The organism is Enterobacter cloacae complex sp. BZL2005 (genome assembly GCF_049238885.1).
Classification (GTDB): domain Bacteria; phylum Pseudomonadota; class Gammaproteobacteria; order Enterobacterales; family Enterobacteriaceae; genus Enterobacter; species Enterobacter roggenkampii.
Genome location: NZ_JBMKGI010000017.1, coordinates 16842 through 29826, shown reverse-complemented (window position 1 = coordinate 29826; position 12985 = coordinate 16842). Strand labels below are relative to the sequence as shown.

Genomic DNA, 12985 nt, shown 5'->3' with positions numbered 1-12985 from the left:
TTACTGCTGCGCCAGCGCTTCCAGCTTGTCGCGAAAACCGGTCACGGACAAGGCCCGGTTATCGGCCCGCCAGCGATCTTTCGCCGCCGGTGCAGAGCTCTGCACGCCAATCAACTGCCAGCCGTTATCTGTTTTCAGCATCAGCGGTGAACCACTGTCGCCCGGCAACGTATCACACTGGTGCGAGAGTACGCTGGTTTGCGCCCAGCCCGTCACAATACAGTCGGTGTGGGTGTAAAGGGTATCCAGATGGTCGACAGGATAGCCGGACTGCGTCACCTTCCGGTCGGCGGCTTTCAGCGCGGCGGTGAGTGCGTCTTTATCGCCGTCAAATAACGGCAGCGGCGAAATGCCGGAAGGGGGGTAGCGTAAAACGATCAGGCCAAAGTCCCATGAGGCGGCCGCCGGTGGCACGATCCAGCCGTCACCATCCGGTTTCAGCCGTTTGCCGAGAGACGGATCGACCCGGCCTTCAATGCCGTGTATTTCATAGCGCCAGGTCCCTTTTTGCGACACAAACCGCAAGGCCACCGCTTTATCCGGCTTGCCGTTTGGCGGCGTTAACAGACAGTGGCCTGCCGTCAGGGCAAGCTGAGGGGTGATCAAGGTCGCAGTACATAAGTTACCGCTGGCGGTTTCCAGTTGACCTATAGCATCCCAGGGCGCCTGGGTGGGATCGGCGACGCGCGTACGGTCGTCATGATTGAAAAAAAGCGTCTTTAGCTCTTTCGCGCTAATGGTGTCATCACCGCCATCATCCGCATGTGAGAATCCAGAAAAAAGACCAAACGTTCCCAGTAACAACACAACAAATTTACGCATATCTCACTCTGGTGGGGGTAATTATGATTATTAAAAGTGAACCCTATGAAAATACTATAGACGGGACAGCGCTAAAGTGGGAGTAAAATCAGCGTGCTACATTCAGGAAAGATAAAAATGGCTGGCGATGAGCGCGCATAAAATAAGCAGGATCAGAATCAGCTCAAACCGATAGCGCCGCAGCATACGCCCTCCGGATAAAAAAAACGGCGCGGAACCTGTTCCGGTTCAGCGCCGGTTTACCAACGTGCCCCGAAGGGCACGGTTTAGCTTGTACTCTTACGCAGCTGGCTGTGCAGCTGGTTTAGCAGCTTCGTGTTTTACTGCTTTTTTGTGATGCTTTTTAGCAGCCTGGGCTTTCTGCTCTACAGCCGGTTTGGTCGCTTTTTTGTGGTGCTTTTTAGCAGCCTGGGCTTTCTGCTCTGCAGCTGGTTTGGTCGCTTTTTTGTGGTGCTTTTTAGCGGCCTGGGCTTTTTGCTCTGCAGCCGGTTTAGCGGCTTTATGATGTTTCTTGTGATGGACAGTTTTTGCTGGCGCCGCGGTGGTCGTTGCAGCAGGTGCCGCAGCAGCCGGTGCAGCAGTGGTTTCAGCAGCGAACGCAGCAGAAGACAGACCCATAGCAGCGGCAACAACCAGAGCTAATACTTTTTTCATGTTCATACCCTCGAATTTGGTTTTTCATTTAACCCCACTGCGGGGCCGTTGAAATAACTATATCCCTGTAAATTCGGGGTTTCCGTGAGTGATTGGTATCGGCGTGTAACGGAATGTACAGAGGGGAGAAAAGTGTACGAACAGACCAAACGCCGCTGCTCGTACAGGTCTCTGTTATCTTTTCAGTGTGGCCAGAATAGCCGCCGGAGACTGACTGCCTATAATCGACCGTGATTCAGGCTCAATAACCACCATTACCGGGGTGACGCTAATGCCCAAACGTTCTGCCAGTGCAGATTGCCGCGCGATCAGATCGGAGCACGCTGTCGTGGTGTCGTTATTCGGTAAAAATCCCGCCATCGCTTGTTGCAGGCTTTTGACCTTATCGGCTGAACACCAGACGCGCCCCATATCTTCAATTACCGAGTCGCGAATGGCGCTGGGCGCAACGGTCAGAAACGACATCGTCAAACCGGCATCCGTATATTGCTTAACGTTTTTCACTACATTGCTGCAGTAAATGCACTGATTATCAATAAACACCAGCAGCTTATATTTTTCAGCGGGAGCCTGAAACGTGATGGGCTGGAGGTCTGCAAGAGAGCGGGTAATATCGTTGAACGCGTCTTGCGGGGTATTATCCGTGGCTGCGAAAGTACTTAAACTGGTCGCACACAGAATCGCTAACACCGTTTTCATTATGCCTTTCATCATTGATCCCTTTATTTTTTTAATCCTGGCCTGATAGCAGTCTAATTGTGTCGGAAGGACACGCATTCATACACCCGGCGCAATCATGGCAATATGTGCTAAATCATATTCTTATTGAAAAGGGTGAGAAGAGTGCCGGAGCAGGCTCCGGCAGAGGGATTAAAGATAACGGGAGGTCAGATGCTCGCGGAAGTAACGGATATTCAGATCTTCACCCGTCGCCTGGGTGATTAACTGCGACGTGCTGAAGCGACTGCCGTGCTGCCAGATGTTCTGACGCAGCCACTCAAAGAGTGCGGAAAAATCGCCCTCAGCGATGGAGGCCTGCAGACCCGGAAGCGCCGTTTTCGCGGCGTGGAACAACTGTGCGGCATACATGGCCCCCAGCGTATAGGATGGGAAGTAGCCAAAACCGCCGTCGGTCCAGTGGATATCCTGCATGCAGCCGTTGCGGTAGTTGTCTTTGGTGGATAACCCGAGCCAGGCCTGCATTTTCTCGTCCCACAGGGCAGGGATATCGTCCACTTCGATCTCGCCGTTGATCAGCGCGCGCTCAATCTCATAGCGCAGCACCACGTGTGCCGGGTAGCTCACTTCGTCCGCATCGACGCGGATATAGCCCGGCTTCACGCGCTGGTTCCAGGCAATAAAATTCTCTTCGCTGAACGCCGCCTGGCTGCCAAAGCGGGCGTGCACCGCAGGGAGAAGATGTTTGAGGAAGGCTTCACTGCGTCCCAGCTGCATCTCAAAGAACAGGCTCTGGGATTCGTGGATCGCGGTTGAGCGGGCCAGCGCAATCGGCTGTCCTGCCCACGCGCGCGGCAGGTTTTGTTCGTAGCGCGCGTGTCCGGTTTCGTGGATCACGCCAAACAGCGCGCTGAGCAGTTCATCCTCGTCGTAGCGCGTGGTGATGCGCACGTCTTCCGGCACGCCGCCGCAGAACGGGTGCGCACTCACGTCGAGGCGACCGCCGTTAAAATCGAAGCCGAGCATTTTCATGGCTTCCAGGCCCAGTTCGCGCTGTGTTGCGGTCGGGAACGGGCCCTGAGGAGGAACAAACGAACGTTGCGCCTGCTTTTCCACGACGTTTGCCAGCAGGTCCGGCAGCCAGGATTTCATATCGCCGAACAGAACGTCCAGACGGGCGCTGGTCATGTCGGGCTCAAAAATATCCAGCAGCGCGTCGTACGGTGTGCAGCCTTTGGCTTCCGCCCGCAGGCGCGCCTCTTCACGGCTGAGTTTGACCACCTCTTTCAGGTTGGCGGAAAAGCCCTGCCAGTCGTTGGCGGGACGCTGCGTGCGCCAGGCGTGCTCGCACCTGCTGCCCGCCAGGGATTTGGCTTCCACCAGCGATTCCGGCAGCAGGGTTGCCTGCTGGTAGTGGCGCGTCATTTCGCGCAGGTTGGCCTGTTCGACGTCATTCAGATCTTCTCCTGCTGCCGCCACTAACAGGTCGCCGACTTTTTTATTGGTCAGGATCTGGTGCTGCAGGACGCTCATCTCCGCCAGCGCCTCGCCGCGCGCGGCGCTGCCGCCGGGCGGCATCATGGTGAACATGTCCCAGCTGGCGATGGAGGTAAGGTGCGAGAAGCGGGAGAGACGCTGGAAGGTTTTCACAAGTGACTGATAGGCTGATGTTTTTTGCAATTCTTATTTCCTCATGCCGGGGATGTGTTTCAGGGAGCATACAATGAAACAGACCCAATTCCCCAACATTTCCCACGCGGAGGAAATCTGTGCCGATCTCCTCCGTTGAAACCGTCCCCGGCATTCCGGGAGACGGTTTTCGGTGGGTACTCAGGACTTATCGCGCATAACCTGTTGCAGGATCGCCAGCGCCTGGTTGAACTGGGCATCCGGAATGGTCAGCGGATAAAGGAAGCGGATCACGTTGCCGTACTGGCCGCAGATCAATAACAGCAGGCCTTGGGCGAGCGCCTTTTGCTGGATCGCCTGCGCGATGACGGCCGACGGTTCACGGCTCTCGGGGTCAAAAAACTCCGCCGCAATCATCGAGCCTCTTCCCCTTATCGCCACGAGCGCAGGGAAGGTGCCCTGAATCTCCTCCAGCGTGGCTTTCAGCCGATCGCCCAGCTGACGGGCGCGCGCGCACAGCGACTCGTTGTCGATAATCTTCAGCACCGCGTGCGCGGCGGCCACCGCAAGCGGGTTGCCTGCATAGGTGCCCCCCAGGCCGCCGGGAGCCGGCGCGTCCATGATTTCGGCGCGGCCCACCACGCCGGACAGCGGCATTCCGCCTGCCAGGCTTTTAGCCATCGTCATCAGGTCGGGTTTGTCCGCGTAGTGTTCCATCGCAAACAGTTTCCCCGTACGGGCGAAGCCGCTCTGCACTTCGTCGGCAATCATCACGATCCCGTGCTCATCACAGATACGGCGGATGGCGGCCACCAGTTCTGGCGGGGCGACGTTGAATCCGCCTTCACCCTGAATGGGTTCAAAAATAATCGCCGCCACCTGTTTCGCCTCAATATCTGCTTTGAACAGGCGTTCTATCGCCGTGATGGCATCCTGCGTCGTGATGCCGTGCAGCTCGGAGGGATACGGCACGTGGTAAACCGAGCCCGGGAAGGGGCCAAATCCCAGCTTGTAAGGCGCGACCTTGCCGGTTAAGGCCATGGTCATATAGGTTCGGCCGTGAAAGCCTCCCCCGAAGGCAATCACGCCCGGTCTGCCGGTGTGGGCCCGGGCGATTTTAATGGCATTTTCCACCGCTTCCGCGCCCGTTGTGAAGAACGCCGTTTTGGCCGGGCTCTGCACCGGGGCCAGCTCGTTAAGTTTTTCGGCCAATGAAACGTAGCTTTCATACGGCACAATCTGGTAGGCCGTGTGGGTGAACTGGTGAAGCTGTTTTTCCACTGCGGCCACCAGTTCAGGATGACGATGGCCGGTATTCAGTACCGCGATCCCGGCGGCGAAATCAATATAGTCGTTGCCTTCCACGTCGGTGAGCGTGGCATTCTCCGCCGAGCGGGCAAAGAAATTACACATTACGCCAACGCCGCGCGGGGTGGCAGAAAGTCTGCGCTGATGAAATTCCTGGTTACTCATGTCAGATACCCTTTTGTCGAAACGATCATACGCCAAGACGATCGCGCAGGCTGTAGTACGCCGCGCCCATCGCCGTAAATGGAATCCGCAGGCTGCGGCCGCCCGGGAAGGGGTAGTGCGGGAGGTTGGCAAACGCATCAAAGCGCTCAGCGTCACCGCGCAACAGTTCCGAGATCAGCCGTCCGGCCAGATGGGTGCAGGTCACGCCGTGGCCGCTGTAGCCCTGCATGTAATAGATGTTTTTATCCAGACGACCAAACTGCGGCATACGGGACAGGGTCAGCAGGAAGTTGCCCGTCCAGCGGTAGTCGATTTTGACGCCTGCCAGCTGAGGGAAGGTTTTGAGCAGCTTTGGCATCACCAGGCGCTCGACATCGTCCGGATCGCGCGCGCCATACACGACGCCACCGCCGTACAGCAGGCGGTTGTCGGCGGTGAGACGGTAGTAATCCAGCAGGTAGTTACAATCTTCCACGCAGTAGTTATTGGGGATCAGCGTGCGGGCGAGCTCTTCCGGCAGCGGAGCGGTGGTCACCACCTGGGTGCCGCAGGGCATGCTGCGTTTTGCCAGCTCCGGTTCGATCTTATCGCCCAGATAGGCATTCCCGGCGACGATCACGTAGCGGGCCGTCACCTGACCATGCTGCGTGCTCACCACGGCCGGGCTGGTGTGCTGAATGGCGGTCACCGGGGACTGTTCATACACCCGCCCACCGTTCAGGCGAATGGCGTCCGCTTCGCCGATCGCCAGGTTCAGCGGATGAATGTGCCCCCCGCTGCGGTCCAGCAGCGCGCCGGTATAGCGTTCGCTGTCGACTTCCCGGCGGATGGCGCTGGCGTCCAGCAGCTCCAGCTGCGTGTTGCCGTAGCGTTCCCAGTTGGCTTTTTGCTCCTCCAGCGTCTCCAGCTGCTTATGGTTTAGCGCCACAAACAGCCCGCCTGGACGATAATCGCACTGGATCTGATAGCGCTGGATTCGCTCCCGGATGATTTCCCCGCCTTCAAACATCATGCTCCCGAGGGCTCTGGCGGCATCGGGCCCGTAGTTTTTCTCGATCACGTCGATATCGCGGCTGTAGGAGTTAACCAGCTGGCCGCCGTTGCGTCCGCTGGCGCCGAAGCCGATGCGCGCCCCTTCAAGGAGCACCACGTCATAGCCCATTTCGGCGAGATGCAGCGCGGAGGAGAGGCCGGTATAGCCGCCGCCCACCACGCACACGTCACAGCTGATCGATTCGTTAAGCGTCGGGAAAGGTTCGTAAGCGTTCGCGCTGGCCGCGTAGTAGCTGGTGGTATGTTCGGTCATGATTGAGGCTCCAGGGCAATCCAGATGGTTTTCAGTTCGGTAAATTTTTCCAGCGCGTGCAGGGACTTATCGCGACCGTTGCCGCTCTGCTTATAGCCGCCAAAGGGGACGGTCATATCACCGTCGTTATAGTTATTGACGAAGACCGAGCCAGCTTTCAGGCGGCGGCTCATGCGGTGCGCGCGGGAGAGATCGCGGGTCCATACCGCCGCGCCAAGCCCATATTCACTGTCGTTGGCCAGCGTTAAGGCGTCCTCTTCGGTTTTAAAACGGGTGACGACCAGCACCGGCCCGAAAATCTCTTCCCGGCACAGCGGGGAGGCAGGGTCGATGTCGACGAAAATGGTTGGACCGACTGCGGAAGGCCACGATTGTTCCCGCCCGTCCAGCAGCAGCGTACCTTTCCGGGTTCCCTCGCGAATAAACGTGTGGACGGTATCGGCGTGCGCGGCGTCGATGAGCATCCCCATCGTGCTGTCGGGGTCGAGCGGATCGCCCGGCTGCCAGTGGCGGGCCTGCGCCTTCAGCCTTGCCAGGAAGTCATCAGCGATGCTCTCTTCGAGCAGCAGGCGGGTACCGGCGATACAGACTTGCCCCTGGTTATAAAAAATCCCGGCGGCGGTCGCGCTCACGGCCTTGTCCAGGTCCGGACAGTCGGCAAAGATAATGTTGGCGCTTTTGCCGCCTGCCTCCAGCCAGACGCGCTTCATGTTGCTTTCTCCCGCGTCCTTCAACAGCTGCTTGCCGGTACGGGTAGAGCCGGTAAACGTCAGCACCTCGACCTCCGGATGCAGTGCCAGCGCCTGGCCCGCTTCGTGGCCGTAACCGCTTATCACGTTCAGCACGCCGTCAGGCAGGCCCGCCTCTTTCGCCAGCCCGGCCAGCCGCAGGGCGGTGAGCGGTGATTTCTCCGATGGTTTCAATACCACGCTGTTGCCCGCGATCAGCGCCGGTCCCAGCTTCCAGCAGGCCAGCAGCAGCGGGAAGTTCCAGGGGACGATGGCCGCGACAACCCCGATGGGCTCGCGCACGATCATCGCCAGCTCGCCCGGACCCGTAGGCGCCACTTCGCCGTAGACTTTATCCGCCGCTTCGGCGTACCAGCGAATGGCGCGCGCCGCGCCGGGAATATCGTCGCGCAGGCTGTGGCGGATGGGTTTACCGGTGTCCAGCGTTTCCAGTAAGGCCAGCTCTTCGCTATGGCGTTCCATTAAATCGGCGAGCGTATTGAGCACGGCCTTGCGCTGCGCCGGAGACGCCTGCGACCAGTCACCGCGCTCAAATACCGCACGCGCGGCCTGAACCGCGCGGTCCACGTCCGCCTGTTTGCCCCGTGCGACGTTCGCCAGCGTCTGCTGGGTCGCGGGATTGACGGTTTCAAACGTGGCATTATCGGCGGCGTCACAATAGGCGCCGTTAATAAATAACCGGGTCTCAATGGCGCTGTTTTTTGCTTTATCCTGCCAGTAAGTCAGGTGCTGAAAATGCATATTCACTCCTTTCTTTCGCAATCAGATAAATAAAGGCATGGCCGTTTCAGGCAATACGAAGCCGTGGGGCATCCCGGGAATTAACCCGTTAAATGCCGACAGCGATCGTTTTTATATTTCCCGGCGTAAGCGCGCTTACGCCGGGACTGAGTGGTAATTAGAACGTGGTGGGAGTGTGGGCACTGATAATGCGGCAGATGCCTGCCGAGGTGTTGCTGAAGCTGTGCGGTATGCCGGTATTGATGGCATAGCTCTGCCCCGCAACCAGGTGATATTGCTGGCCATTAATGGTCAACAATATTTCACCTTCCAGTATCGTACCGATCTCCTCACCCTGGTGTTTGATCCTCTCTCCGGTCGTGGTTCCAGGCTGGTAAGTTTCAAAAATCATCGCCAGCGTACGGTTCGGATTTCCGTTATGAACCAGCTTCATCGAAACCCCCTGACTGCCTATTTCGATAAGGTCTTCCTGATTAATAACCACCTGCGGTTCATCAGGTTTTTCCGGTTCCGAAAAGAATTCCGAGAGCGACAGCCCATAAACTTTCAGCAGCTTTTGCAGCGTACTGATAGCAGGACTGACTTTGTCCTGCTCAATGGTGCTGATGGCACTGTGTGTTAACCCAGACAGTTCGGCGGCACGCCGCTGCGAGAGACCCAGCTGCTGGCGGATCTCAGACAGACGTTTCCCTGGCGCCAGTCCGTCATCGCTCATAGTTGCATTTCCTTTACGGTAGTGGTCAAAGCCGTTGCTTCTCGGCAATGTGGCTTTGACAGGCGGTGATAAAACCTTCAAACAACATACGGGACAGGGCGTACTCGCTGCTGTTCCATTCGGGGTGCCATTGCACGCCGAGGGCAAAAGGGTGGTCATGAACGCTGACCGCCTCGACCAGCCCATCCGTCGAGCGGGCCTCCACGCGAAGCCGTGGTCCTAACGTTCGTGCACCTTGCCCGTGTAACGAGTTTACCCAAAATGTGTTACAGCCTGGTATTAATTGAGACAGCAGTCCTCCCTCCTGAACCTGAACTTCATGAGACGGGGCGTATTGTAGCTCAACCGGCAGTTCAGGATCTTCCCGGTGCTCGAGCAGGTCGTTCTGCTCGAACAGGCGGCGATACAGCGTCCCCCCCGTCGCAACAACGAGTTCCTGCAGCCCCCGGCAGATGGCGAAAATGGGGATGCGCCTTTCGAGCGCGGCGGCAATCAGCGCCATACTCAGAAGATCTCGCCCGGGATCGGCGTCAGGCTCATCGCCGTTTTCACCATAAAGGTGCGGCTGCACGTTACTTGGGCTGCCCGGCAGGTAAATCCCGTCCAGGGTGGGCAGCAGAGCGGTGAGCAGCTCTGGCTCTGCCAGCGCATGCGGTAAGGCAATCGGTAAACCCCCCGCGTTAATAATGGCATTCAGGTACTTTTCTTGCAGGGTCTGGGTCTCATGACCCTTAAGCCTGTTTCTACACATCACCACGCCAATAACTGGCTTGTTCATTATATTTTCCATGATCGCCCTCACAAAGTGGACTAAATTTAGGCCATTTTCGCCTGATAAACGGCCTTTTCGTTCAATATTTTCTCAATCTAGCAACGGGATCTGCCTTTTGCAAACTAAATTTAACATTTGACAAACAATTTATTTGCATACAGATTCGATAGGGTGGACATTATATTTGACAGTCCAGAGCAGCGAACGCAAATCCCAAAAACGGTGGTAAATCATGGAAACCAATATCGTAGAAGTTGAGAACTTTGTGCAGCACACGGATGAGAGGCGGGGCAGCGCCTTTACGCAGGAAGTGAAGCGCTATTTAGAAAAGTATCCTGACACCCAGTTTATTGATGTCCTCCTGACCGACCTGAACGGCTGTTTTCGCGGCAAGCGCATCCCGGTTGCCGGACTGAGCAAGCTTGAAAAAGGCTGCTATTTCCCGGCATCGGTTTTCGCCATGGACATTTTAGGTAACGTCGTGGAAGAGGCGGGTCTGGGGCAGGAGCTCGGCGAGCCGGACTGTATCTGCGTGCCGGTGCCGGGCACCCTGACGCCGTCCGCCGCCGACCCGGAATACATTGGTCAGGTGCAGCTCACCATGGTCGATGAAGATGGCGCTCCCTTTGACGTTGAGCCGCGGAACGTACTCAACCGACTCTGGCAGCAGCTGCGCCAGCGCGGCCTGTTCCCCGTGGTAGCGGTAGAGCTGGAGTTCTATTTACTTGACCGTAAACGCGATGCTGACGGCTATCTGCAGCCACCCTGCGCGCCGGGGACCGACGTGCGTAACACGCAGAGTCAGGTCTACTCGGTTGATAATCTTAACCATTTTGCTGACGTGCTGAACGATATTGACGAACTGGCGCAGCTGCAGCTGATCCCCGCCGACGGGGCAGTGGCTGAGGCCTCCCCGGGCCAGTTTGAGATAAACCTGCACCATACGGAAAACGTGCTCGATGCCTGCGATGATGCGCTGGCGCTTAAACGTCTCGTCAGGCAGATGGCGGAAAAACATAAGATGCACGCCACGTTTATGGCAAAGCCGTATGAAGAACATGCGGGCAGCGGGATGCATATCCACATCAGCATGCAAAACAACCGAGGCGAAAACGTGCTCGCAGACGCCAACGGCGAGGATTCCGCGCTGCTGAAACGCGCGCTGGCCGGGATGATCGACCTGATGCCTGCGTCCATGGCGCTGCTGGCACCGAACGTCAACTCCTACCGCCGTTTCCAGCCGGGGATGTACGTGCCGACGCAGGCGTCATGGGGACACAACAATCGCACCGTTGCCCTGCGTATCCCCTGCGGCGATCGCCATAACCATCGGGTCGAGTACCGGGTGGCGGGCGCTGACGCGAATCCGTATCTGGTGATGGCGGCAATTTTTGCCGGCATTTTACATGGGCTGGATAACGATTTACCCCTGCAGGAAGAAGTGGAAGGCAACGGTCTGGAGCAGGACGGACTGCCGTTCCCGATTCGTCAGAGCGATGCGCTGTGGGAATTTATGCAAAACGATAGCCTTCGCGAGCGGCTGGGCGAACGTTTTTGCCACGTCTATCACGCCTGCAAAAACGATGAATTGCTGCAGTTTGAACGCCTGATTACCGAAACGGAAATTGAGTGGATGCTGAAAAACGCCTGATGACGTGCCCCGGTAAGGGGCCGCTTTGTTTCATCTGACACGTATCACCAAACGGCCTGCGCGGAGCCTGGCCTAACTGTTCGCTGGCACGCCAGCTTTCTCCCGGGAGTCGCGTTATGGAGCGCAGGCGGCACAGGGATTTTCTTAACGACACTGTGTGACGAGGTAGGAAATGATGCAGATGTTCAACTATCCGCAGGGCGAAGGGGGCCAGTCAGGCGCCTGCTGTGAGTGCGAGCCAGAGACGGTGCGCTGGTACGATCGCGTGTGTTCTTTACAACTTCCCCCTTTGCTAAGCAGGTTTGCGTTAAGGACAGCGCGATTGCAAACCACGGTAAGCATGGGGGGGACGGTTTATGGCGACTAACACCTCTCTTGACTCGCCGCGCATGGCCGGCAGAACCCGGCTGCGCAGTTCCCTCAAGCTCTGGCAGGTGGTCATGATGGGGCTGGCTTATCTCACCCCCATGACCGTGTTTGATACCTTCGGTATTGTGTCCGGTATCAGCAACGGCCACGTGCCCGCCTCGTATCTCCTGGCGCTGGCGGGCGTTATGTTTACCGCCATCAGCTACGGCAAACTGGTACGACAGTTCCCGGAAGCGGGCTCCGCGTACACCTACACGCAGAAATCGATCGGCCCCCATTTAGGTTTTATGGTCGGCTGGTCATCGCTGCTGGATTATCTCTTCCTGCCGATGATCAACGTGCTGCTGGCGAAGATCTACCTTTCCGCGCTGTTCCCTGAAGTCCCGCCGTGGGTCTGGGTGGTGGGGTTTGTAACGATCCTGACGCTGGCGAACCTGAAGAGTGTGAATCTGGTCGCCAACTTTAACACCCTGTTTGTGCTGGTGCAGATCGCCATCATGGTGGTGTTTGTCACACTGGTGGTGCACGGTCTGCATAAGGGAGAGGGCGTCGGCACCGTCTGGTCGCTCCAGCCGTTTATCAGCGAGAACGCACACCTGATCCCGATTATTACCGGCGCGACTATCGTCTGCTTCTCTTTCCTCGGCTTTGACGCGGTCACCACGCTGTCGGAAGAGACGCCAAACGCGGCGCGGGTGATCCCCAAAGCCATCTTCCTCACCGCTTTGTATGGCGGGCTGATATTTATTGTTGCCTCGTTTTTCATGCAGCTCTTTTTCCCGACGATCGCGCGCTTCAAAAACCCGGACGCCGCGCTGCCGGAAATCGCGCTGTACGTGGGCGGCAAGCTCTTCCAGTCGGTGTTTCTGTGTACCACGTTTGTGAATACGCTCGCTTCAGGCCTGGCCTCGCACGCCAGCGTCTCTCGCTTACTGTATGTGATGGGGCGTGACAACGTGTTTCCGGAGCGGGTGTTTGGCTACGTGCATCCGAAATGGCGTACGCCAGCCCTGAACGTCATTATGGTTGGGATAGTGGCGCTGTCGGCCCTGTACTTTGATCTCGTGACCGCGACGGCGCTGATCAACTTTGGCGCGCTGGTGGCGTTTACGTTTGTTAATCTCTCGGTGTACAACCATTTCTGGCGGCGCAAGGGGATGAACAAAACGTGGAAAGATCGGTTCCACTATCTCCTGCTGCCGCTCATTGGTGCCGTCACGGTCGGCGTGCTGTGGATAAACCTCGAAGCGACGTCCCTGACGCTTGGCCTCATCTGGGCGGCACTGGGGATCCTTTACCTGACATGGCTCACGCGCCGTTTCCGAAAACCGCCTCCGCAGTTTGAAGCCGGTAAGATAGAACAGGCCTGGGATTCCTGAACGTGAAACGGCACCAGTACGCTGGTGCCGTTTTTCTGAATGACGCG

Annotated in this window: 12 protein-coding genes; 3 read left to right on the top strand and 9 right to left on the bottom strand. The window is 57.5% G+C overall.

Features of this window, described 5'->3' with window-relative positions; all coding sequences use genetic code 11:
* The 9 genes from ACOTXI_RS21000 to puuD all read right to left on the bottom strand — a co-directional run bounded on the left by ACOTXI_RS21000 (window position 1) and on the right by puuD (window position 9557).
* Window positions 1-822 carry a trypsin-like serine peptidase gene (locus ACOTXI_RS21000; protein ID WP_058653666.1) on the bottom strand — a complete coding sequence of 274 codons (822 nt, stop codon included), beginning with the start codon at window positions 820-822 and terminating at the stop codon, window positions 1-3.
* Between the two features lie 279 nt (window positions 823-1101).
* A complete protein-coding gene (gene asr / locus ACOTXI_RS20995; RefSeq protein ID WP_021241183.1) occupies window positions 1102-1476 on the bottom strand; it encodes an acid resistance repetitive basic protein Asr in 375 nt (124 codons plus the stop codon).
* Between the two features lie 174 nt (window positions 1477-1650).
* The gene (locus ACOTXI_RS20990; RefSeq protein WP_008502459.1) at window positions 1651-2190 is read right to left on the bottom strand and encodes a thioredoxin fold domain-containing protein; all 540 of its coding nucleotides are present in this window, start codon (window positions 2188-2190) and stop codon (window positions 1651-1653) included.
* Window positions 2191-2346: 156 nt separating this feature from the next.
* A complete protein-coding gene (locus ACOTXI_RS20985; RefSeq protein ID WP_058653664.1) occupies window positions 2347-3834 on the bottom strand; it encodes a carboxypeptidase M32 in 1488 nt (495 codons plus the stop codon).
* A gap of 150 nt (window positions 3835-3984) precedes the next feature.
* Window positions 3985-5256 (bottom strand): 4-aminobutyrate transaminase, encoded by a 1272-nt coding sequence (puuE, locus tag ACOTXI_RS20980; RefSeq protein ID WP_058653662.1) that lies wholly within the window; start codon window positions 5254-5256, stop codon window positions 3985-3987.
* Between the two features lie 25 nt (window positions 5257-5281).
* Entirely contained in the window at window positions 5282-6562 is a 1281-nt protein-coding gene (locus ACOTXI_RS20975; RefSeq protein ID WP_025911468.1) for an NAD(P)/FAD-dependent oxidoreductase, read from the bottom strand.
* Window positions 6559-8052, bottom strand: a complete 1494-nt coding sequence (gene puuC / locus ACOTXI_RS20970; protein ID WP_058653661.1) for an aldehyde dehydrogenase PuuC — start codon at window positions 8050-8052, stop codon at window positions 6559-6561. The genes ACOTXI_RS20975 and puuC overlap by 4 nt, the downstream gene beginning before the upstream one ends.
* A 157-nt stretch (window positions 8053-8209) precedes the next feature.
* On the bottom strand, window positions 8210-8767 hold the full coding sequence (gene puuR, locus ACOTXI_RS20965) for an HTH-type transcriptional regulator PuuR (protein WP_008502454.1): 558 nt from the start codon (window positions 8765-8767) through the stop codon (window positions 8210-8212).
* A 25-nt stretch (window positions 8768-8792) separates the two neighbouring features.
* Complete coding sequence (gene puuD / locus ACOTXI_RS20960) at window positions 8793-9557, bottom strand: gamma-glutamyl-gamma-aminobutyrate hydrolase (RefSeq protein WP_023292584.1); 765 nt, start codon at window positions 9555-9557, stop codon at window positions 8793-8795.
* Window positions 9558-9771: 214 nt separating this feature from the next.
* On the opposite strand from puuD, the gene ACOTXI_RS20955 reads away from it, so the two are divergent.
* The 3 genes from ACOTXI_RS20955 to ACOTXI_RS20945 all read left to right on the top strand — a co-directional run bounded on the left by ACOTXI_RS20955 (window position 9772) and on the right by ACOTXI_RS20945 (window position 12938).
* A complete protein-coding gene (locus tag ACOTXI_RS20955; protein ID WP_008502452.1) occupies window positions 9772-11190 on the top strand; it encodes a glutamine synthetase family protein in 1419 nt (472 codons plus the stop codon).
* Window positions 11191-11362: 172 nt separating this feature from the next.
* Complete coding sequence (locus tag ACOTXI_RS20950) at window positions 11363-11557, top strand: hypothetical protein (protein WP_023292583.1); 195 nt, start codon at window positions 11363-11365, stop codon at window positions 11555-11557.
* Window positions 11547-12938 carry an APC family permease gene (locus tag ACOTXI_RS20945; RefSeq protein WP_058653659.1) on the top strand — a complete coding sequence of 464 codons (1392 nt, stop codon included), beginning with the start codon at window positions 11547-11549 and terminating at the stop codon, window positions 12936-12938. The genes ACOTXI_RS20950 and ACOTXI_RS20945 overlap by 11 nt, the downstream gene beginning before the upstream one ends.
* Window positions 12939-12985: the final 47 nt, after the last annotated feature.

Bases quoted from the DNA above. Each gene is read 5' to 3' on its own strand.
- ACOTXI_RS21000 (WP_058653666.1), bottom strand. From the start codon at position 822: ATGCGTAAATTTGTTGTGTTGTTACTGGGAACGTTTGGTCTTTTTTCT.
- asr (WP_021241183.1), bottom strand. From the start codon at position 1,476: ATGAAAAAAGTATTAGCTCTGGTTGTTGCCGCTGCTATGGGTCTGTCT.
- ACOTXI_RS20990 (WP_008502459.1), bottom strand. From the start codon at position 2,190: ATGATGAAAGGCATAATGAAAACGGTGTTAGCGATTCTGTGTGCGACC.
- puuE (WP_058653662.1), bottom strand. From the start codon at position 5,256: ATGAGTAACCAGGAATTTCATCAGCGCAGACTTTCTGCCACCCCGCGC.
- ACOTXI_RS20975 (WP_025911468.1), bottom strand. From the start codon at position 6,562: ATGACCGAACATACCACCAGCTACTACGCGGCCAGCGCGAACGCTTAC.
- puuC (WP_058653661.1), bottom strand. From the start codon at position 8,052: ATGCATTTTCAGCACCTGACTTACTGGCAGGATAAAGCAAAAAACAGC.
- puuR (WP_008502454.1), bottom strand. From the start codon at position 8,767: ATGAGCGATGACGGACTGGCGCCAGGGAAACGTCTGTCTGAGATCCGC.
- puuD (WP_023292584.1), bottom strand. From the start codon at position 9,557: ATGGAAAATATAATGAACAAGCCAGTTATTGGCGTGGTGATGTGTAGA.
- ACOTXI_RS20955 (WP_008502452.1), top strand. From the start codon at position 9,772: ATGGAAACCAATATCGTAGAAGTTGAGAACTTTGTGCAGCACACGGAT.
- ACOTXI_RS20950 (WP_023292583.1), top strand. From the start codon at position 11,363: ATGATGCAGATGTTCAACTATCCGCAGGGCGAAGGGGGCCAGTCAGGC.
- ACOTXI_RS20945 (WP_058653659.1), top strand. From the start codon at position 11,547: ATGGCGACTAACACCTCTCTTGACTCGCCGCGCATGGCCGGCAGAACC.